The 22,008-nt window shown below is 40.7% G+C and carries 18 protein-coding genes; 7 read left to right on the forward strand and 11 right to left on the reverse strand.

Features of this window, described 5'->3' with window-relative positions; all coding sequences use genetic code 11:
* Nucleotides 1–115 precede the first annotated feature (115 nt).
* Nucleotides 116–2,257, forward strand: a complete 2,142-nt coding sequence (locus tag IM797_RS05920; protein WP_194126190.1) for a carboxy terminal-processing peptidase — start codon at nucleotides 116–118, stop codon at nucleotides 2,255–2,257.
* Nucleotides 2,258–2,323: 66 nt separating this feature from the next.
* Here the strand turns inward: IM797_RS05920 and IM797_RS05925 are convergent, their stop codons facing one another.
* Nucleotides 2,324–3,256 (reverse strand): SPFH domain-containing protein, encoded by a 933-nt coding sequence (locus IM797_RS05925; protein ID WP_194126191.1) that lies wholly within the window; start codon nucleotides 3,254–3,256, stop codon nucleotides 2,324–2,326.
* 130 nt (nucleotides 3,257–3,386) lie between these two features.
* Here IM797_RS05925 and IM797_RS05930 point away from each other — a divergent pair, with 130 nt between their 5' ends.
* A complete protein-coding gene (locus IM797_RS05930) occupies nucleotides 3,387–3,572 on the forward strand; it encodes a hypothetical protein (protein WP_194126192.1) in 186 nt (61 codons plus the stop codon).
* Here IM797_RS05930 and IM797_RS05935 read toward each other — a convergent pair.
* Together IM797_RS05935 and IM797_RS05940 are read right to left on the reverse strand one after the other, a co-directional pair.
* Nucleotides 3,569–4,669, reverse strand: coding sequence for a CapA family protein (locus IM797_RS05935; protein ID WP_194126193.1), 1,101 nt, complete (start codon nucleotides 4,667–4,669; stop codon nucleotides 3,569–3,571). The genes IM797_RS05930 and IM797_RS05935 overlap by 4 nt on opposite strands.
* 65 nt (nucleotides 4,670–4,734) lie before the next feature.
* On the reverse strand, nucleotides 4,735–5,289 hold the full coding sequence (locus tag IM797_RS05940) for a C40 family peptidase (protein WP_194126194.1): 555 nt from the start codon (nucleotides 5,287–5,289) through the stop codon (nucleotides 4,735–4,737).
* 394 nt (nucleotides 5,290–5,683) lie between these two features.
* On the opposite strand from IM797_RS05940, the gene pdhA reads away from it, so the two are divergent.
* The 3 genes from pdhA (at nucleotide 5,684) to hisS (ending at nucleotide 9,858) form a co-directional block, all read left to right on the forward strand.
* Nucleotides 5,684–6,679 (forward strand): pyruvate dehydrogenase (acetyl-transferring) E1 component subunit alpha, encoded by a 996-nt coding sequence (gene pdhA / locus IM797_RS05945; protein ID WP_194126195.1) that lies wholly within the window; start codon nucleotides 5,684–5,686, stop codon nucleotides 6,677–6,679.
* A gap of 30 nt (nucleotides 6,680–6,709) precedes the next feature.
* On the forward strand, nucleotides 6,710–8,362 hold the full coding sequence (locus tag IM797_RS05950; RefSeq protein ID WP_194126196.1) for a dihydrolipoamide acetyltransferase family protein: 1,653 nt from the start codon (nucleotides 6,710–6,712) through the stop codon (nucleotides 8,360–8,362).
* 113 nt (nucleotides 8,363–8,475) lie between these two features.
* Nucleotides 8,476–9,858: a histidine--tRNA ligase gene (gene hisS, locus IM797_RS05955; RefSeq protein WP_194126197.1), complete on the forward strand. Its 1,383-nt coding sequence runs from the start codon at nucleotides 8,476–8,478 to the stop codon at nucleotides 9,856–9,858.
* A 19-nt stretch (nucleotides 9,859–9,877) separates the two neighbouring features.
* Here hisS and IM797_RS05960 read toward each other — a convergent pair whose 3' ends face one another.
* From IM797_RS05960 to hutU, 5 genes are all read right to left on the reverse strand, one after another.
* Nucleotides 9,878–10,348, reverse strand: coding sequence for a nuclear transport factor 2 family protein (locus IM797_RS05960; RefSeq protein ID WP_194126198.1), 471 nt, complete (start codon nucleotides 10,346–10,348; stop codon nucleotides 9,878–9,880).
* 35 nt (nucleotides 10,349–10,383) lie between these two features.
* Nucleotides 10,384–10,779 (reverse strand): response regulator transcription factor, encoded by a 396-nt coding sequence (locus IM797_RS05965; RefSeq protein ID WP_194126199.1) that lies wholly within the window; start codon nucleotides 10,777–10,779, stop codon nucleotides 10,384–10,386.
* 144 nt (nucleotides 10,780–10,923) lie between these two features.
* On the reverse strand, nucleotides 10,924–12,231 hold the full coding sequence (locus IM797_RS05970) for an AarF/ABC1/UbiB kinase family protein (protein WP_194126200.1): 1,308 nt from the start codon (nucleotides 12,229–12,231) through the stop codon (nucleotides 10,924–10,926).
* A 6-nt stretch (nucleotides 12,232–12,237) separates the two neighbouring features.
* The gene (locus IM797_RS05975; protein WP_194126201.1) at nucleotides 12,238–12,891 is read right to left on the reverse strand and encodes a TetR family transcriptional regulator C-terminal domain-containing protein; all 654 of its coding nucleotides are present in this window, start codon (nucleotides 12,889–12,891) and stop codon (nucleotides 12,238–12,240) included.
* Nucleotides 12,892–12,989: 98 nt separating this feature from the next.
* Nucleotides 12,990–14,642, reverse strand: a complete 1,653-nt coding sequence (hutU, locus tag IM797_RS05980) for a urocanate hydratase (protein ID WP_194126202.1) — start codon at nucleotides 14,640–14,642, stop codon at nucleotides 12,990–12,992.
* A 552-nt stretch (nucleotides 14,643–15,194) separates the two neighbouring features.
* Here hutU and IM797_RS05985 point away from each other — a divergent pair.
* The gene (locus IM797_RS05985) at nucleotides 15,195–17,531 is read left to right on the forward strand and encodes a TonB-dependent receptor (protein ID WP_194126203.1); all 2,337 of its coding nucleotides are present in this window, start codon (nucleotides 15,195–15,197) and stop codon (nucleotides 17,529–17,531) included.
* A 73-nt stretch (nucleotides 17,532–17,604) separates the two neighbouring features.
* Here the strand turns inward: IM797_RS05985 and hutH are convergent, their stop codons facing one another.
* The gene (gene hutH / locus IM797_RS05990; protein ID WP_194126204.1) at nucleotides 17,605–19,092 is read right to left on the reverse strand and encodes a histidine ammonia-lyase; all 1,488 of its coding nucleotides are present in this window, start codon (nucleotides 19,090–19,092) and stop codon (nucleotides 17,605–17,607) included.
* Nucleotides 19,093–19,179: 87 nt separating this feature from the next.
* Between hutH and IM797_RS05995 the strand changes: the two genes are divergently transcribed.
* Entirely contained in the window at nucleotides 19,180–20,169 is a 990-nt protein-coding gene (locus IM797_RS05995) for an alpha/beta fold hydrolase (protein ID WP_194126205.1), read from the forward strand.
* On the opposite strand, the gene IM797_RS06000 is transcribed toward IM797_RS05995, so the two are convergent.
* Nucleotides 20,166–20,954 (reverse strand): zinc-dependent peptidase, encoded by a 789-nt coding sequence (locus IM797_RS06000; RefSeq protein WP_194126206.1) that lies wholly within the window; start codon nucleotides 20,952–20,954, stop codon nucleotides 20,166–20,168. The genes IM797_RS05995 and IM797_RS06000 overlap by 4 nt on opposite strands.
* Before the next feature lies 1 nt (nucleotide 20,955).
* Nucleotides 20,956–21,969: a Gfo/Idh/MocA family oxidoreductase gene (locus IM797_RS06005; protein WP_194126207.1), complete on the reverse strand. Its 1,014-nt coding sequence runs from the start codon at nucleotides 21,967–21,969 to the stop codon at nucleotides 20,956–20,958.
* Nucleotides 21,970–22,008: the final 39 nt, after the last annotated feature.

A 22,008-nucleotide genomic window follows, 5' to 3' on the forward strand; every position in this document is an offset into this window, starting at 1 on the left:
CTGTGTTTAAATGGAAAATAATTAACTTTGATATGTTACACAAAAGAGACAGTATTATTACTGTCTCTTTTGTGTTATTTGTGAAATTGGTATCATATTAGTGTGAAACATAAAAATGGATTTTAAAATAGCTAAAGAGATGTTGAAAAGAATATTACTGGTAACCTTTACTGCTGCCGTACTTGCATGTCATGCTGCGCCCCAACCACAGCAAATGGTTCCTGGTGTCAGCAATATTGTTCCTGATGAGAAGCAAGCACTTGTTTGTAAGGAGATCGTGGGGTTAATAGAGAATTATAATTACAAGAAAATACAGATCAATGATTCTATTTCATCTCTGGTATTGGATAAATACATTAAGGATCTGGATCCTTCAAAATCTTATTTTTTAGCTTCAGATATTAAAGATTTTGAAAAATTCAGATATACACTTGATGATGATTTCAGGATTGGGAACTTAAATGCTCCTTTTTACATCTTCAACGTGTACCTAAAACGCTACAATGAGTGGGTCAACTATTCTCTGGCCCAGATTAAAGTGAAGCAGAATTTCGATCAGGACGAAACCTTTGTTTACGATCGTGAGAAAATGCCCTGGTCAAGTTCTACTGCTGCCTTAAATGATAGCTGGAAAAAGAAAATCAAATTCGAATTGCTCAATCTGAAAGTTGCGGGTACTTCTGAAGCTAAAAATGTAGAAACCTTAACCAAACGTTATCAGGTGCTTAAATCACAAGCTGCGAAAGCCAATAATCAGGATGTTTTCCAGATTATCATGGATGCATTTACTGAAACGATAGATCCGCATACGAATTATTTCAATCCAAGCAATGCACAGGCTTTTAATGAAGAAATGGCCCGTTCATTTGAAGGGATTGGTGCTAAACTACAAGTAGAGAATGAAGTGCTTAAGATTTCGGAAATTATACCTGGTGGGCCCGCTTTTAAAAGTAAGAAATTAAATGCTGGAGACCGTATTGTTGGTGTTGCTCAGGCAACTGGTGATTTTGAGGATATCATTGGCTGGAGAATAGAGAACTCTATCGCAAAAATAAAAGGACCAAAAGGAACCAAGGTAAGATTGAAAATTATTCCTGCCGGGAAAGAGCTTTCTTCAAAACCTGTGATTATTGAGCTTACACGTGAAAAAATCATCATGGAAGAGCAGTCTGCTCAGAAAAAAGTAAAAACGATTACTTCAAATGGACAACAGTATAAAATTGGAATCATCACTGTTCCCGCTTTCTATGCTGATTTTAAAGCCGCTAAAGCCGGGGACCCGAATTATAAAAGTACCACACGTGATGTAAGATTACTGATCGATACCTTGAAGAACAAAGATAAGGTAGATGCTATAGTGATGGACTTGAGATCTAACGGGGGAGGATCTTTAGTTGAAGCCATTGACCTGACTGGTTTGTTTATCGATAAAGGTCCGGTAGTTCAGGTAAAAGATCTTAAAAATAACATAGAAGTTGATGAAGATACCAATCCGGGCGTGGCCTGGAATGGGCCATTCGGTGTATTGGTTAACCGTCTGAGTGCATCAGCTTCTGAAATTTTTGCCGGAGCTATCCAGGACTACGGCAGGGGGATTATCATGGGAACACAGACTTATGGTAAGGGAACGGTACAGTCTTCTATTGACATGAACCAATTGGTGAATCCTTCTATCCTGCAACGTTTAGCTGCTTTGGTGAATAAAAAAGGAGTAGCTGTGAAGTCTGGTAAAGAAGATAACATGCAACTTGGACAGATCAATCTGACCATGGCGAAGTTTTACCGTGTAAACGGTAGCAGTACGCAACATAAAGGCGTGATGCCGGATATTGAATTCCCTTCTGCTATCCTTTTAGATAAAATAGGCGAAGATACAGAACCTTCTGCTTTACCTTGGGATGAGATCCAGAAGTCTAATTATGTCCCTGTTGCAGATTTAGGCCCGCTTAAACAACAGTTAATTGGTTTACATAAAGAACGCATGTCAAAATCGCTGGATTATAAAATCCTGCAGGATGATATCGCTGATTTCAAGAACCGAGAAAATGAGGTTTCTGTAAGTTTAAATGAAACCAAGCTGAAAGCAGAAAGAGACAGCATTGAAGCCAAGAACCTGGTTAGAACAAATACGCTCCGCACATCCAGAGGATTGCCTCCGGTTAAAAAGGGCGATAAGATTGCTAAGGAAGATAACTTTGATTTCGTAGAAGATGAAAGCTTAAAGGTTATGGCTGATCTGATGCAATTGAAAAAATAACAGGTAGGAATATAACAAAAGAAGCCCGGCATATCAATGCCGGGCTTCTTTTGTTTAAAAGGTATATTATTTAGCTTGGTTGTCCGCTACTTTTTGCATTTGCATACCCATCATTTCTTTCATGGTCCGGTTCATACCTTCTGTAGACCCGTCCAGGAAGATAACATTTCCGTCGCTGTTTTCAGCAAAGTGTTTGATCGACTCCGTCCACATGGTAAATAGAATAACAGAAATATCCAGGTTGGCCTGTTCCATCTCCTGAGCTGCTTTGGTCATACCATGTGCAACTTCTGCCCTGAAAAGCGCTATACCCTGACCTCTAAGTTGTGCAGCTTCACGTTCTGCTGCCGCTGCAATTTTAATGGCATTACCATCCGCTTCAGCGCCTTTGGTCTTGGTAATTAACAAAGCCTGGCCTTCATTTTCTGCTGCGGCTTTTAAATTGTTCGATGCCACAACCCGGCTCATGGAGCGCATGATCTCGTCATCAAAAGTGATGTCGTTTAATTGAAGATCCTGTAAATGGTAACCCCAGGTCTCCAGTACCTTGTCAATTTGTTCCTTTACGTGTAAGACAATCTCGTTGCGTTGTGCCAATACATTGGCTTGCCGCTGCGTAGCCACGTAAGCTCTTATGGAGCCTTCAATGGTTCGTATCAAGGCTTGCATCAAATTTGTCGAATCGACAAACTTAAAGGCTACATTTTTAATGGTTTCTTCTTCATGATCCAAAACGGAATACAAAAGCATGGCTTTAAAATAGACATTGGCCTGGTCTTGCGTTACGGCCTGGAAAGAAAGTTCAACTGATCTGTTTTGTATCGAAATTCGGGAATGAATAACTTCAATTAGTGGAATCTTAAAACTAAGGCCCGGTCTTAGTAATCTTCTGTATTTCCCAAAAACCGTCACTACGGCAATGGTTCCCTGTTTGACAGTAACAAAAGAGCTGACGAAAAGAACCAATAGGATAAAAATAATAATGTAAGGCGTATACATAATGGCTTCTAATTAATGAATAGATGTCATCAAGATACGAACTATTTCCTGCCCCGTAAATTATAATTATTCAGCATGCACACACAGGCATAGATATTGTAATAGAGCGGTAGATTAAATTTGAAAAATCATGAATGTCAAACGTACTTTTGGAAGCATTTTAACAATTTTGGGTATAATAGGCCTTGTTTATGCTGGTTATGGATTTATTAAGCACAGTCTGCAGACCCGTGAACTGTTCGTTGCGGGAATTATTGGTTTAATATTTTTTGTGTCGGGTATTGGATTGGTTAAGAACACCAAAGACGAATCTTAGCGCTTTAACTCAATGCGTCCGTTTGCTGAAAATTCTAAATTGTGATTTGGAAAGTCCGCATTGGTCAGGGATGTAATCTTTTTATACGCTCCCGAATTTTCATCTAAAGTCAAGCCGTTCAGTTTATCCTGTTTTACAGAAACCACATCAGCATACAAAAAATCTCCTTTACTGTTAATTTTCAGTTGCAGGAGTGGGGCAATGCCATTTGGTCCTTTGAGGCTAAACATGCCATAAGTACAAAAATTACCCAGGCTGTAGGCAATAAACTTATTTTTATAAACTTCGACAGCACGGGTCACATGGGGGCCATGGCCCAGAACAACATCGGCTCCGGCATCAATAACAGCATGCGCAAAGGCATATACGTTGCCCCTGTTTTCCTGGTAAAAGATTTCGTTTTTTCTTGGAACGTGTTCAAATTTAGCGCCTTCTCCGCCACCATGAAAAGAAACAATCACGATGTCTGCAAGTGTTTTTAGTCGTTTTACAAGGGCTACTGCGCTATCTGTTTTATTGATAGATACCGTGTTTTCATTTGGAGCGAAAGCACAGAATGCATATCTGACACTGTCTTTTTCAAATAAGGTAAAGGGATGGGATTGCAGGCCGGCATAATTGATCCCTAAAGAATCTAATATCTCTGTGGTTCTTGTCCTGCCTTTTAAGCCAAAATCACCTACGTGGTTGTTTGCAGTACTGAATAAATTAAATCCTGCTTTTTGAATAAGCCCTGCGTAGCGCTCAGGCATTCTGAAGGCAAAACAACTGTTGCTGTTCGGATCTTTACACTTGGTTGATTTTCCGCTATTTAAGAAGCAGCCTTCCAGGTTTCCAAATACAATGTCTCCCTTTAATAAGCTATCTACTTCCTTAAAGCTGTCCCGCGCATCATTTGGCGGCAGGTTAGATGCACTCGGATAGGCAGATCCGATCATAATGTCGCCAACGGCAACGATAGCCAAAGTATCCTTTTTGGGAAGAATAGGGCTGTCTATTTTAGCGGTCGGAAGCGGTGTGCTGGTTACGTTACTTGTGCAGCTAAATGCAATCAGCAGGGCTGCAATAACTAAAATGCCTGTAAATGAAAGCTTCATAGTGAAATCAAAAAAAAATCCTCCCAGTGATTGGGAGGACTATATACTTATTAAACATGCGTTTTTTATTCCTGGATCAGATCGTCTTTCACTGCGTCCAAAATTCGGCCGCCTTTGTAAAAGTATCTGGAATAGTAAGGCTCATTCAGGTTGCTGATTACTACGCCACGTGAAGATGATGCGTGTGCAAAGCGATTGTCTCCTAAATAAATGCCAATATGTGTAATGCTTCTGCTTTTAATCTTAAAGAATACCAGATCTCCTTCTTTCAGCTCATCCTTTGGCAGTGGGTTTACCATGCTGAAGATGTCACGCGAATTGCGTAAGATCGTTGTGTTGAAAACTTTATCGTAGATCGCTTTTGTAAAAGCGGAACAGTCAATTCCTTTTTGTGTATTTCCCCCGAATCTGTATGGAGTTCCGATCCATTCGTAAATGAATTTATACAGTTTAACATTCGAAGTTGCATCTACAGCAACACCCATAACCTGGGAAAAATATTGGGAGGCCAGATTGTCTGGATCTGCTAATTTATTGGATTCTTTTGTTTTAGATTGTGCCATAGTAGCCGTTAAGCTGCACAAACCGATCAGGGTAGAAAACAAAAACTTTTTTATCATGTTATACTGTTAAGTTTGGGTATTGAACACTTACACTTAAACGTACACCACTAGGGCTTATTGTTAGGAAGTCAAAACTATGTATTTTACAAATGTTATCCAAATGTAATCTATTTTATGTTGAAAGTTATTAACATTTTGGCATAAAACGCAAACATAGTTGTCCATATAACTTTCTGTTTTTGGCTTTTGCAAACAACTTATGATTGGTTTATGAAGAAGATGTTTGCTTTTAATTTGTTCAGATCCGTCTATCTGTTCATATTGACTGAATTACGGCGGTCGGGCTGATATTTAAATTTATGTAACCTTAGTGTTCAAATTACAGCAATTGCTTCGATATATTGCAATAAAAAAGTAGATTTGCTCTTGTAAATAAAATCAACACCCAAAAATGAGTGCAGTAGAAATAAATAAAGATACCTATTTGAAGTGGTTTGAGTCGATGTTGCTGATGCGCAAATTCGAAGAAAAAACCGGTCAACTTTACGGACAGCAAAAAATTCGTGGTTTTTGTCATTTGTATATCGGTCAGGAAGCTGTTGTAGCTGGAGCAATCTCTGCTATGCAACAAGGTGATTCAATGATTACGACTTATCGTGATCATGCGCATGCACTTGCATTGGGCGTAAGTGCTGATAGTATCATGGCAGAAATGTATGGTAAAGCTACTGGTTGTTCGAAAGGAAAAGGTGGCTCTATGCACATTTTTAGTAAAGAGCATCATTTTTATGGTGGTCATGGTATTGTTGGTGGTCAGATTCCTTTGGGCGCAGGTATTGCTTTTGCTGAAAAGTATAAAGGTACAAGTAATGTGAACATCTGCTATATGGGTGACGGTGCAGTTCGTCAGGGTGCCTTGAACGAGGCATTCAATATGGCGATGCTTTGGAAACTTCCTGTAGTATTTGTTTGCGAAAACAATTTTTACGCCATGGGTACTTCAGTTGAGCGTACCACAAATATGACTGATATTTACAAAATTGGTTTAGGTTTTGACATGCCATGTGCTCCTGTGGATGGTATGGATCCGATTGCAGTTCATAATGCAATGGATGAAGCCATTCAGCGCGCAAGATCTGGTGAAGGTCCAACCTTCCTGGAAATGAGGACGTACAGATATAGAGGCCACTCCATGTCTGATCCGGCTAAATACCGTACTAAAGATGAATTAGAAGAATATAAAGCTAAAGATCCGATTGAATGGGTTAAAGATGCTATTCTTAAAGAGAAATATGCAGACCAGGCCTGGATTGAAGAGATAGAGCAGAAGGTAAAACAAATTGTAGATGATTCTGTGAAATTTGCTGAAGAATCTCCTTGGCCAGACGCTGAAGAATTGTACAAAGATATTTACGTACAGAAAGATTACCCATACGTACAGGATTAATTAACAACGCATTTCAATTGATATTATAGAATGGCTGAAATAGTTAGAATGCCCAAAATGAGCGATACCATGACCGAAGGGGTGATGGCTAAGTGGCATAAAAAAGTTGGCGATAAAGTTAAAAGCGGCGATGTAATGGCCGAAGTGGAAACCGATAAGGCGACCATGGACCTGGAATCATATTGGGATGGTACCATTCTTTACATTGGTGTAGAAGAAGGGAAAGCTGTTCCGGTTGATGCGATCATTGCTGTTGTAGGTAAAGAAGGTGAAGATTATAAAGCTGCCCTGGATGCTGAAGGTGGCGCTGATGCTGCGAAAGCAGAACAGCCTGCTGAAGAAAAACCAGTTGCAGCAAAAGAAGAAGCTGCTCCGGCTGCTGCTGGCTTAACAGATGCTGATATTGAGAAAATGGGTGTTACCGTAATCCGTATGCCTTTGTTAAGTGATACTATGACTGAAGGCGTAATTGCCGAATGGCATAAAAAAGTTGGCGATAAAGTAAAAGAAGACGATATCCTTGCTGATGTAGAAACTGATAAGGCAACTATGGAAGTAATGGGCTATGCTGAAGGTACTTTATTACACATTGGTGTTGAAAAAGGTCAGGCTGCTAAAGTGAATGGAATTATGGCCATCGTTGGTCCTGAGGGAACTGATATCAGTGCAATCCTTAAACAAGGCGATGCACCGGTAAAAGCTGCTGCTGATCAGAAATCAGATGCACCTGTGGCTGAAAAAGCAGCCCCGGTTGCTGCTGTTGCTGAAGAAGCTCCAGCTGCTTCAGGTTCTGATCGCGTAAAAGCTTCTCCTTTGGCTAAAAGAATTGCAAAAGATAAAGGAATTGACCTGGCCCAGGTTGCAGGTAGTGCTGATGGTGGACGTATCATTAAAAAAGATATCGAAAACTTTAAGCCGGCTGCGGCAGCTGCAAGTTCTGCACCTTCATCAGCTCCGGCTGCTGAAAAAGCGGCTCCAGTTATTCCTCAATATGTTGGCGAAGTGAAATTTACTGAGAAACCGGTATCGCAAATGCGTAAAGTAATTGCAAAACGTTTAGCAGAAAGCTTATTCACAGCTCCACATTTCTACTTAAATATTAGCATTGATATGGACAATGCAATGGCTGCGCGTACGGCAATCAATTCAGTTGCGCCGGTAAAAGTTTCCTTCAATGACATCATCATTAAAGCAGTTGCTGTAGCTTTAAAACAACATCCTGCTGTTAACTCTTCATGGCTTGGCGACAAAATCCGCTTCAATGAGCATACCAATATCGGTGTGGCAATGGCTGTAGAAGATGGCTTATTGGTTCCTGTAGTTCGTTTTGCAGATGGTAAATCGTTATCTCATATCTCTGCAGAAGTTAAAGAATACGGACAGAAAGCAAAAGCTAAAAAATTACAGCCTGCAGATTGGGAAGGTTCTACCTTCACCGTTTCTAACCTGGGTATGTTTGGTATTGATGAATTTACATCAATCATCAATTCTCCTGATGGCGCAATTTTATCTGTAGGTGCGATACAACAAATTCCGGTGGTTAAAAACGGAGCCGTTGTGCCTGGTAATGTGATGAAGCTGAGCTTGGGTTGTGATCACCGCGTAGTTGATGGCGCTACAGGTGCTGCTTTCTTACAAACACTTAAAGGATTGCTTGAAGAGCCAATCAGATTATTGGTTTAAATCATAAATAAACCTGTTTGTTTTTGAACAGGTCATTCAAATTAGGAGAAGGTTGTCTGCCCATAAAGCAGACAACCTTTTTTTATGCGGCTTAGTTTTGTACTTTTGCTGCCATGTCAATGATCAAACCCACTTTAGCTAAAGGAACACGCGATTTCTCTCCACAGGAAATGGTGAAACGCAATTATATTTTTGATACCATTAAGTCTGTATTTAAAAAGTATGGATATGCGGAAATCCAAACGCCTGCTATGGAGAATTTATCTACACTTACAGGTAAGTATGGTGATGAAGGGGATAAGCTGATTTTTAAAATATTGAATAGCGGAGACTATCTGGCTAAAGTGAACCCCGAATTGCTGGCAGAAAAGAATTCTAACGCGGCAACTGCATCAATTAGTGAAAAAGCATTACGTTATGATTTAACAGTTCCTTTTGCCAGATACGTGGTGATGCACCAGAATGAAATCGCTTTACCCTTTAAGCGTTTCCAGGTTCAACCCGTTTGGCGCGCAGACAGACCACAAAAGGGTCGTTATAGAGAATTCTATCAATGTGATGTAGACGTTGTCGGATCAGATAGTTTGCTAAATGAGGCTGAATTTATTCTGATTTATCAGGAAGCATTAAGCAACCTTGGCTTAAAAGACTTTAGCATTAAATTGAACAACCGTAAAATTCTATCTGGAATTGCAGAAGTTATTGGTAAGCCAGAATTGATTATAGACATGACTGTAGCCATTGATAAGCTGGATAAGATTGGCTTGGATGGTGTAAGTAAAGAGCTTCTGGATCGTGGATTTTCGGAAGCCGATATCGATCAATTGAAACCTGTGATCTTATTGCAAGGTAATAATGAAGAAAAGCTGACTAGTTTAAAAGATGTACTGGCAAAGTCTGAAACTGGTTTGAAAGGTATTGAAGAAATTGAAACGGTATTCAAATATCTGAATGCTTTGCTTAAAAATAATACGACGCTAAAGCCGAAAGTGGAGCTTGACATTACACTGGCCCGCGGATTGAATTATTATACGGGCTGTATATTTGAAGTGAAAACAAATGAAGCTGCAATGGGAAGCATTGGTGGTGGTGGTCGTTACGATGACTTGACCGGCATGTTTGGATTAAAGGGATTGACCGGAGTTGGAATCTCCTTCGGTGCCGATCGGATCTATGATGTACTCCTTGAGCTTAATCTTTTTCCTCAATATGCAGCAGCAGGTACTAAGGTGCTGATTAGTAATTTTGATGAGGAGGCTGAAATATACGCGCTGCCGGTATTACAGTTACTTCGTGACGCTGGAGTTGCCGCTGAACTTTATCCGGCCTCAGCGAAGCTTAAAAAGCAAATGAGTTATGCAGATGCGAAAAAGATTCCGTTTGTGATCTTAATTGGCAGCGATGAGATGCAAGGTGATGAGCTTACCATTAAAGACATGATGAGCGGTCAGCAGCAGAAGCTCAGTGCGGAAGCAATTGTAGCGCTACTGAAATAAAATAAGCCTCGTTAATCATTTAACGGGGCTTATTCATATAATTGTCCAGATTTTTTCTGGCCTTCGTCCTGATTTTATTTTTTAAAAAACTCGTCCAACCCAATAGCAAACCAGTTAAGCCTAAAGCCTGTTTAGCCCAGGTGTAGAAATCAAAGTGATCCTGATGCGCAATGATTTTTCCGTTTTCAAGTACAAATGTAGCTTTGATTTTATTGAGCACCTTGTTACCTGTGCTTGAAAAAGTGTAATAAGCGTCCCATTCTGCAGTACCATCCTGCTGGCCTGCGATGATGTTTTTAAATTCGATACGCATGTCTTTTCCGCTTGCGAGGAGCATAGCCCACATCGAACGAACCTCTGGAGCATTCAGATTCTGAAATACAGGGTCACTAAACACGGCCTTGTCAGCATAGCAGTCTTGCATACCCTTTACATCTTTACGCTGAAAACAAGTGTAGAAATGATTAATTAGCGCTTCGTTGGTATTCATTTGCTCTTATTTCTACTAAAATAAGCATAAGAAATTTAATTATAGGTACGTCCTGCAAGTATTCCCTCAATCTGATCCAGCAGTTCATCAATGTCGAAGGGTTTTGGCAAGAATCCATTTGGGATGAATTCACCATGCTGCACGTTTTGAGCAGTATATTTTGCGGAGATCATCAATACGGGTAAGCTTTCTGTTTCCGGATTGGTGCGTATTGCTTTTAAGAGCTCTCTTCCATCTCCATCTGGAAGCATAATGTCAAGAATCACCAGATCAGGCTTAATCAAGTCTATATGCCCGAGAATATCTGCTCCCTTACCAAATCCAGTAACTTTATAAGATTCACTTTGTAAAATAAGTGTGATTACATCTAAAATCGCATGATTATCCTCTATTACAAGTATGCTTTTATACCTCGTGGCGTCTGTTTCCAAGTCCTTTTAATTTATTCTGCTGCAAATATATTAAGTACTTTGGTCTGTTTAGCTATTATTTAATTTTTATGAACAGATATATTGATTTTTCTAAGTTTTAAATATACCATCAGGTATAACAAAGTTTGCAAACTAAGATGCGTGCTAAACGGCCAATGCATGTGGAACAAAAGTTTGCGTATTTACAGTAGCCCTAAGCTCATGTAAGATGGTATATAGCCCAAAATTTGTACGGTTTACGTAAATGAAATGTTTCACGCCGCGTGCTTGTTTAAACTCAGGCATTTTTGCGATTTTATCGCCATAAACGTACAGTTGCTGGAAAAACTCATCCTTACTGAAATCAAATGTTTCACTGATATATGGTTTGGCAAATAACTCAATCATCTCCTTATAGGCAGTGTAATAGAATTCAATCTGGCGATCGTCATCGTCTTTATGAATCATATCCAATTGCCTGAAGGCCAAAATGGTTTGTGCTTTATCTTTCAGTACTTCAGTTGAAATTAAGGCAAAAAAAGGATAATAGAAGTCTTCCGGAAGTTCTTTAATGCAGCCAAAATCAATAACGCCAAGTTTCTGGTCAGCAGTAATCAGGAAATTTCCAGGGTGCGGATCCGCATGTACGGCACGTAGTTCATGTTGCTGGAAATTATAGAAATCCCATAAGGCCTGGCCAATTTTATTACGGAACTCCTGGCTTGGGTTTGTTTTGAGAAATTCCTTCAGGTGGGTGCCTTCGATCCAGTCCATCGTAATGATTCGTTTTCCCGATAATGCCGGATAATACTTCGGAAATACAACATTATTTAAATGTTTGCAGGCCTCGGAAAATTCAATAGATCTTTTGACTTCCAGTTCGTAATCTGTTTCCTCTAACAAGCGCTCTTCAACCTCTTTGATGTAAACATTCAGATCCTTTTCACTCATCCCAAGTAGTCTGAAGGCAAAAGGCTTCACTAGTTTCAGATCAGAGGAAATGCTGTCGCCAACTCCTGGATACTGAATTTTAACAGCGAGTTTCTTTCCATTCAGTTCCGCTTCATGCACTTGTCCTATAGATGCTGCATTGGTAGAGCTCAATTTAAATTTGTCATAAATCTGCTCCGGGGTTTTTCCGAAATTCTTGCTGAAAGTTCTGACAATCAAAGGGCCTGACAGGGGTGGGGCATTGTATTGCGACTGTGTAAATTTGTCAATGTACGATTTTGGCAGAATATTTTTATCCATGCTCAGCATTTGCGCAATTTTCAAGGCGCTTCCTTTCAATTCGCTGAGTGATTTATAAATGTCTGTGGCATTATCTTCATTCAATTCATCACGACTTAATCCGGGGTTAAATAATTTTTTTGAATAATGCTTGATGTAGTTACCTCCAATTTGAATACCAGTCTTTACAAACTTTGCCGATCGTTCAGTTTTGGTTACCGGAATACTCTTTTGTTCTTTCATACGCCCTTAAAATCCCTTTTTTGTTTTGAAATTGCCATTTCTTGAAAGAAACTTGCCATACTCCAGTAAATTATCCAAAGGGGAACGCTGGAAAAGATCAAAGGTGACATTGATTCCTTTTTCTATAGCCTCATCGGTTTTTTCGAATCCGGTACTATGGTCATTTATCCAAAACCTAACAATAAAAGCGAATTGAACCCAAAGGGCATCTTTGTATTTTTTACTCAGGAATTTACGGTCGGCCAATTCTCCATTTTCCAGTCCCTCATTGATAATGGTTTCTGCAAAGTTTTCAAAGATGGGTTTTACACCACTTAGTACAGAAGGGGTGCCTAATCCATTGTTGTTGTGCTTTAGACTATAAATCACAAAGCTTCGCTGTCGCTTTAATACCTCTACATAACTGTAAAAAAAAGCAAGGGCTTTATCCCGGGAATTGTATTCATTCCAAATCACCTGCTGCTCGAGGGTTTCAATGGTTTCCAGGGTCATATCCACCCAAATGTTTTTTTCTATACTTTCAAAAGAAGCATACCATTCGTAAAAATCAGCTTCCGCGATTTTTAGTTTTTTAACAAAGCTATAAACTGATGCTGGTTGTTCGTTGTGTGTCAACACATAGTCCAGATAACCTTTTTGTATTTGCTGAGCTGTAGCCATTTCTATCCTTTATGAATATATAACGTTTAAATGATTTGCATGTTTTGCAAATCATTTAAAGTTAAGGCTTTATTGCATCATTTGTTTGTAATAAAAGCTTATAAGCCGAGTCGGTGTTTCCTTAGCGTATCTTTTGCAATATCATAACCCGCATCAGCGTGTCTGATCACGCCCATAGCAGGGTCGTTATGCAATACCCGTTTTATCCTTGCTTCAGCCTCTGGTGTGCCATCTGCTACAATAACCATTCCTGCGTGTATAGAATAACCGATGCCTACGCCACCGCCGTGGTGTAATGACACCCAGCTTGCCCCGCCCGCCGTATTGATCAATGCATTTAAGATCGGCCAGTCAGCCACTGCATCAGACCCGTCCAGCATGGCTTCGGTCTCCCGGTTCGGCGAAGCCACAGATCCTGTATCCAAATGGTCCCTTCCGATAACCAATGGTGCTTTAACCCGGCCTTCAGCAACCATTTTGTTGAAAGCAACCCCTGCTTTTTCACGTTCTCCCTGACCCAACCAGCAAATGCGTGCAGGTAAACCCTGGAAGGCGATACGCTCCTGTGCCATGGTAATCCACTGTTTTAAACTTTCATTTTCCGGAAAAAGTTCCAGAATTACCTTGTCAGTTTCATAGATGTCCTGAGGATCACCACTCAGGGCAGCCCAGCGAAATGGACCTTTTCCTTCACAAAATAGTGGACGGATATAAGCTGGTACAAATCCCGGGAAATCAAAAGCATTTTTAACGCCAACTTCCAATGCCCGGCCACGTAAATTATTTCCGTAGTCAAATGTAATTGCACCACGCTTTTGTAGTTCAAGCATTTGTAAAACGTGTTTGGCCATGGTCGCATAGGATTGTTTCACATACTGTTCCGGATCATTTTTTCTGAGGTTAGCCGCTTCGGGTACGCTTAATCCCTCGGGGAAATAGCCAATTAAAGGATCATGGGCAGAGGTTTGGTCTGTCAAGGTATCCGGAGTGATATTTCTGTCAATTAAACGTTGCAGCAATTCCACAGCATTACAAACTACGCCTATGGAGATGGCCTTTCCTTCCGACTTATATTGTAAGGCCCTATCTATAGCGGTGTCAATATCATGTTCAATTTCATCAATGTAACGTGTTTCCAGGCGCTTCTGAATCCGCCATTCTTCTACATCTGCAGCCAGGCAAACCCCTTGGTTCATGGTAATGGCCAATGGTTGTGCCCCACCCATTCCACCCAATCCGGCGGTTACATTTAAGGTGCCTTTCAGGTTGCTGCTGAAATGTTTTTTAGCCAGTGCGGCGTAAGTTTCATAAGTTCCCTGCACAATTCCCTGTGATCCGATATAAATCCAGGAGCCCGCGGTCATCTGACCATACATCATCAGGCCTTTATCTTCCAGTTCATCAAAATGTTGTTGTGTAGCCCATTTCGGAACCAGTTGTGAGTTCGAAATCAATACCCTGGGCGCATCTTTATGAGTAGGTAAAATGCCTACAGGTTTCCCTGATTGGATCAATAACGTTTCGGTATCTTCCAGATTTTGCAGCGCTTTAATGATTAAAGCCAGCGCTTCTTTATTGCGGGCTGCTTTACCGCGTCCGCCGTATACAATAAGTTCTTCCGGGCGCTCTGCCACTTCTGGGTCAAGATTGTTCAGCAGCATCCGTAGTGCAGCTTCCTGTATCCAGCCTTTACAGGTTAAGGTGTTTCCGTTTGGGGTTAGTTTTTTACTGAGGTCTAAGTTAGTATTCATAATTGCAGTCATATAAAGGCAATGTTCTAAAGCAAATGTATATAATTATACATAATTCACTACGTTTGTTGTCGAATTGAGAAAGAAGGCAAATCATATACATCGAATACTATCGATTATGCTGTTGTGGGTATTTGCCATAGCACTAACGCCTTTCAGTGCTTTTCATAATCACAATCATGAAGAAGTACATTGTTCTGCCACAGAAAAAACCTGTCAGCACAAAGTTCACATCAGTAGCCATACGGATACTTGTTTGGTCTGCGCAGCACATTTTGAGAAAAACTACCTCAGTACATCCCATCATTTCGAGGTATATCAGGTCAATAAACAACTGGTTAAATTTTATCCAACGGTTAAAGGCTGTTATGCAGAATTAATCAGCTTAGCCCTGCGTGGTCCCCCCGCAGCTTAACCAAGACTCAGGCAACTGAGTACCTTATTTATCTGACTAATCTATACACAATTTTTAAATGGAACCGATTCCGGCATCTGCTGTATGGCAGTGTTTGCCTGTATTCCCGGATTCAAAATTTTAACATCATATAACAAATGAAGAAGCTACAACTATTATTGGCTGTACTAATATATACCCTGTTTACAACAGGTAGTTTTGCTGCCGATCTGGCTAAAATTAAAGGTAAAGTAATTGATGCTGATACCAGGCAGCCTTTACCGGGGGCTAGTATCGCGATCCCCGACCTTCGCATTTCTGCACTCACCAATGAGTCGGGTGAATTTACACTCAACAATGTGCCGGCTCATGGCCGTTTTCTCGTACAGATCCGTTACGTTGGATACCAAACGATAACACAAATGGTTGATTTTGGGAATCCTTTGCTGGCGGACTTTGAATTAAAGCCTAGCGTTATTGAAGGACGGGAGGTTGTCATTACCGGTTCAGCAAACAGTTCAGACAACAAAAAGAACAGTACCACAATTGCCACTGTAAGCAAGGCCGAGCTGCTTTATCATCCTTCTTCCAATTTAATTGACGCCATTTCCAGAACTCCAGGTGTAGCGCAAATTACCACTGGTCCTGGCATTTCCAAACCTGTAATCCGGGGCCTGAGCTATAACAGGGTGGTAACTTTAGACAATGGCGTGAAACAACAAGGACAACAGTGGGGGGATGAACATGGAATCGAAATCGATCAGTATAGTGCCGACCGTGTTGAGGTTTTAAAAGGTCCGGCAAGTTTAATGTATGGTTCTGATGCACTTGGTGGTGTGATCAATATCCTCGATGCCCTACCTGCTCCGGAGGGAACGGTGAAAGGAGAGTTTTTGACCAATTACAATACCAATAACGGATTGACCGGAAGTTCATTGATGTTGCAGGGCAATGAAAATGGTTTGGTTTACCGCGCCCGCGGCTCTTATAAAAATGCCTATTCTTACCAAACCCCAACAGAGTTTGTACCGAATTCAGGTTATAATGAAACCAACTTTGAAGGACAGATTGGTTTGAATAAGAAATGGGGTTATGCACACCTGGATGCCTCCAGCTTCCGGACCAATATTGGATTTTACGATCCAGTAAGGAATGATGCAGGTGAATTGGTAAATGAAGAGGGCAATGCATTTACAGACGCACAAAATAAAGACAGAACACTTGCTTTCCCTAAACAGGATGTGCGACATTATAAAGTTGCACTGAATAGCAATATCCTCTTAGGTAGTGGTAGTCTGAAAGCCACTTTAGGATATCAGCATAATCTTCGTCGGGAACTGGCAGTAGAAGGAGATGGACCGGCGCTGTTCCTCAATAGCCATACTTACAGTTATGATTTAAAGTATTCCTTTAATGAAGTGAACGGTTGGGCTCCTGTAATCGGTGCTTCCGGTGAGTTTGTCCATAGCTTAAATACAACGGGTGCTGAGCAGCTGATTCCCGATTATGACAGCCAGGCTTTCGGTGGGTTTGCATTCATCAAAAAAACCTGGGATAATGACACATTTAATGCCGGACTTCGGTTTGATTACCGAAAAATCACAGGAAAGGATTTTCATGGTGATGCAGATTTTAACGGATTTTCTAATCAGTTCTCCCACCTGACTGGTGCCCTGGGATATACTCATGAATTTAACGACGCCTTTAGTTTCAAAGCCAATGCCGGTAGTGCATTCAGAGCTCCTAATATTGCAGAGTTATCTTCAAATGGTGTGCATGAGGGCGTATTCCGTTATGAGGTTGGTAATCCGAACCTGAAACCAGAGCAGAGTTATCAATTTGACGCTTCATTCGATTATCAAAATCAATATTTAAGTGCAAACATTGGGGGCTTTGCCAATTACATCAACCAGTTTATTTATTATAATACAGATGGTACGACTAAAGATGTTGCCAATGAAAATGGTGTTGGAACAACTGCTTATCCGGTATATAACTTTATCCAGGACAATGCTTTTTTAAGGGGAATAGAGGCATCATTGACCTTACATCCGGTTAGCTTCATCCATTTTGACAATAGTTTCTCTTACACCAGGGCAACGAACCGTACAACTAAAGAGTCGCTTCCTTTCATTCCAGCGGCAACTTTACGTAATGAGCTGCGTTTTGAACCTGCAATTCCAGGTACATCGCATTCTTATGTGTCTGTTGGTGTTGATAACTTTTTTAAACAAGATAAAATAGATAGTTTCGAAACGCCAAGCGCTGGTTATACCTTGGTTAATGCTGCGATTGGTACTACTTTAAAACTGAGCAAGACACAAGATATCACCATTTACGTAGCCGGAAAGAACCTGCTCGACAAAGCTTATTACGATCATTTAAGTCGGTTTAAACCAGGTAGACTGAGTGATGAAGATACCTCATTAGGAATTTACAATCCAGGTAGAAGTGTTACTTTTGGAATCAATCTCCCTTTTACATTGAAAAAGTAATTGATGAAAGCCAAATAAAAAAAGCGACCACATCACAGGTGGTCGCTTTTTTTATGCCCTTGCTTCATGAAGCCTATATGGTATAACCTTTCAAAAAGGATATAGATGCTTGTATGTCTGTAGCCAAAAGCCTGTCGTTTTCGTGTGGAAGTACAACATTTCTGTAAGCAGCAATCAGATTCTCTAATTCGTAAGAAGTCTTTAGCGGTCTTCTAAATTCCAGAGCCTGGGTAGCAGTCAGCAACTCAATTGACAAAATGCGTTCTACATTGTTCATCACTCTTAAGCATTTGGTGGCTCCATTTGCGCCCATGCTCACGTGGTCTTCCTGTCCGTTGCTGGATACAATAGAATCTATTGAAGCAGGCGTAGCCAATTGTTTATTTTCACTGGCAATAGATGCTGCCGTATACTGAGGGATCATTAATCCCGAATTAAGTCCTGCATTTTTAACCAGGAAATTTGGCAGGCCACGCTGGCCTGAAATTAATTGGTAGGTCCTTCTTTCTGAAATGGAGCCAAGTTCTGCCAGGGCAATACTCATGAAGTCCAGTGCCAAAGCCAAAGGCTGGCCATGGAAGTTTCCGGCAGAGATGATTTCATCTTCGTCCGGGAAAATGTTGGGATTGTCGGTCACCGAATTGATCTCCACTTCAAACACTTGCAATACATAGTCAATGGCATCTTTGCTGGCGCCATGTACCTGTGGCATGCACCTGAAAGAATATGGATCCTGAACCTGTTTGTTCTCTTCTGCACAGATTTCACTGTCTTTTAACAAATCAAAAATTCTTTTTGCCGTATTTACCTGGCCTTTGTGCGGCCTGATGGCATGACTCAGGTTTTTAAAAGGATCGATGCGGCAGTTAAATGCATCAGCAGAAAGGGCACCAATGACATCTGTGAAATCGTTCAAACGAATGGCACGGATTAAAATGTGTACACCATAAGCCGTCATGAATTGGGTGCCGTTGATCAAAGCTAAGCCTTCTTTGGAATGAAGTTCCAGTGGACTAAGTTCAGTTTGATCATACCATTCCTTGGTGGACATTTTCTTTCCCTTAAAACGTAGCTCACCTTCACCGATAAGCGGTAAGGCCAGATGGGCCAGAGGAGCAAGATCACCCGATGCTCCCAGTGAGCCCTGAGTATAAATTATCGGTAATACATCGTGGTTGTAAAAATAAATTAGACGGTTTACGGTCTCTACTTGTACACCTGAATTTCCATAACTCAACGACTGGATTTTTAATAAAAGCATGAGCTTTACAATCTCTGAAGGAACCTCTTCTCCAGTACCGCAAGCATGTGACAACAGCAGATTATATTGAAGTTGAACCAAATCCTTGTCCTCAACTTTTACATTTTGTAAATAGCCAAAACCAGTATTGATCCCATAAACAGGTGATTTGTGGCGTTCCAATTTCTCATCAAGATAGGTTCTGCATTTTTTGATCCGTGCAGCACTTTCCTCTGATAAAGCGAGACTTTCCTGATTTTTCAGAATATCAATGATCCGGACAACAGATAACCTATCCTGTCCGATTAAGTAGTTGTTCATTTTTTTATGGTTAGTCCCCAAAAGTATAAAAAAACTATATATTTAGAACTTTCATACCACCATATTGTTTCCAGTAAAACTAAGCTTATGTTAAAGAAAACTTATTTAATTGCAGTCATTTTATTTTCAGTTATCACCACTTCATTTGCACAGCAGCCAGATACACTCTCTATTACTCTCGAGAACGTAAAATATGCTTACCCGGTTAAATATTTTCCGATTAATGTAGAGGGACAGGACCTTAGAATGGCTTACATGGATGTCGCGCCAACACAAATGGCAAATGGACGCACGGTGGTACTTTTTCATGGCAAAAATTTTGGAGGCTATTACTGGACCAATGTAATCAAAGCTTTAACTACACGTGGTTTTAGGGTTGTAGTACCTGATCAGATCGGTTTTGGCAAATCATCTAAACCCTTTATTCACTATAGTTTTCACCAGATGGCAGCTTGGAATAAAGCCTTACTGGATGTCCTGGGTATTCAGAAAGCAAATATTCTGGGACACTCTATGGGGGGAATGTTAGCCACACGTTTTGCACTGATGTACCCTGCCCAAACAGAAAAGCTATTGCTTGAAAATCCGATCGGATTAGAAGATTACCGCAATTTTATTCCTTACGTAAGTACGGATGAACAGTATAAAACCGAGCTTAAGGCTACTGCAGAAAGCGTAAAAAAATATTACCAAAGTTCTTACTTTACGATCTGGAAACCTGAGTATGATGAATTGGTCCGTATCGCTGGTGGCGTAACCAATAGTGCTGATTTTCCTCGATGGGCTAAAGTTGCTGCCATGACTTTTACCATGATCTACGAGCAGCCTGTTGTGCACGAGTTTGTCAATATTCGTGTGCCGACAGTTTTGTTTATTGGTAAGGATGATAAAACGATTGTAGGAAAAGGTTTGCTCAGTGCAGATCAGCAGGCCTTATACGGACAGTATCGCTTACTGGGCAAACAGACTGCTGCAAAAATAATAGGCTCTAAGCTGATTGAATTTGATGGATGTGGACATATCCCCCACATTGAAGTCCCTACAGAATTCAATGTGGCTTTACTGGGGAGTCTTTAGTTTGATGCATTGCTTGCCAGATCCTGGGAAAAGGCATCGGCCAGCATTTTGTAAAGTTCCGGATGTTTTTCTTTGAAAAGACGAGGTCTTTCAAAGAAATATTCTGAAACTACGGCAAAAAATTCAGCCTCATTGGTCACAGCATAAGGGTTTATGTCCGATTTTCCTTGTGCTATCTTTTGCATTTCCTGGTGCATCATTTTAATCCAGGGAACAGTGTATTCATGTTTCATCAGATTTTCGGGAATGCCGTCGGTTGCCCCATCCGATTTATCCAGTAAATGGACAAATTCATGGATTCCTGTATTTTCTCTTCCGGCATGTTTAGAAAAACCCTGGTGCAAAGCAGAACGGGACAATACCATTTGTCCGTTCATATAGCCTGTACCCACCATACCCAGAATGTTTCTGGAGCCACCTTCAAACTGAAAATCTGTATTGAAGGTATCAGGATACAAAAGCACATTAGTTAAGTTTTTGTAACGCCAGTCCGGGAATCCAAATACCGGAATAACTGCACTTGATGCAACCAATAGCCGATCCAGTGCATCTATGTCAGTCCCTACGCCTTCCATGTGTACTTCTGCTAGAAATGCCGCGATCTTATTTTCATAACGGATCTTTTCGCGTGGCTGCAACAGCTGATAAAATTCAACGTTTTCCAGTAATAATTTTCGTTCTTCCCCGGTTAAGGACCGGATATTCCCGGGCCGTGCATAATTACGAAAAATTAAATACAGCACAATCAGAAATGCAGGGGTCAGGATGTATAGGATGGTGTTCATCTTATGACTCGAGGATTTCTAACTGTATAATGATTTGCTCCGCTGTTATTGGATAAGCTTGTTCATGCCTGATACTCTGATAAACGGCTTCAAATAAAGGAAGGTAATTGCCGGTAACAGATGGAATCGTTTGTTGCGTTTTATGACCCTCTCCATTCATCAGGAACAGTTTTCCGTTTTTTCCATCAGCCTCTACGCCATAGCCTTCATCCACTGGCTTAATGCCCTTCAGCAATTGATCTTCCTGCACATCGGCTCTTTCCTTAATGAAAGTTCCCAAATTGCCATTCAATACAAATGAGGGTAAAGGTTCAGCGATCATTAAATTGGAATGCACAAATACATGTACACTATTCGGATAAGCAAGGTGAATCGAAAAATAGTCATTCACTTTTGTTCCGGATCTGTTCTCGCCTAATATTTTATGAAATGAATCTGGTGCTCCAAATAAGCTGATGGCCTGGTCCAGCAAATGTGGGCCCAGATCATACAGCAAACCGCTGGCGGCCAGGGGTTCTTCCTTAAATGATTTAGGGCCAATCGCTGCACGATACCTGTCAAACCGGAAATGTACTTCATTCAGCTTACCCAGTTCTCCGCTTTCAATAATCTCACGTACCGATGTGAAATCACTGTCCCATCTTCGGTTTTGATACACAAATGCTTTTTTACCGACATTTTTGGCCAGTTCAAACAGTTCTTTAGCTTCGGCTGAAGTTGCTGTAAAAGGTTTTTCTACCAGGATGTGTTTGCCTGCCTGTAACGCCTTTTTTGCATAGTCGTAATGCGTATAATTTGGGGTATTGATGATGATCAATTCAATCTCGGTATCAGCCAAAAGCGCTTCTGTAGTGTCATAACTGATGATATCTGGATAATCTGATGCTGCTTGCTTGTGGTTGCGTTCCGTTACTGCATGTAATTTAAATGCTGGATGTGCCTGTATAAACGGGGCATGGAAAACTTTGCCTGACATACCGTAGGCCATTAAACCGGTTACTATCTCTTTATTCATTCTGATCTTTTTAGTATTCGCAGTAAAAAATTGATACCT

The sequence above is a fragment of the Pedobacter sp. MC2016-24 genome (assembly GCF_015223055.1).
In the GTDB taxonomy this organism is placed as follows: domain Bacteria; phylum Bacteroidota; class Bacteroidia; order Sphingobacteriales; family Sphingobacteriaceae; genus Pedobacter.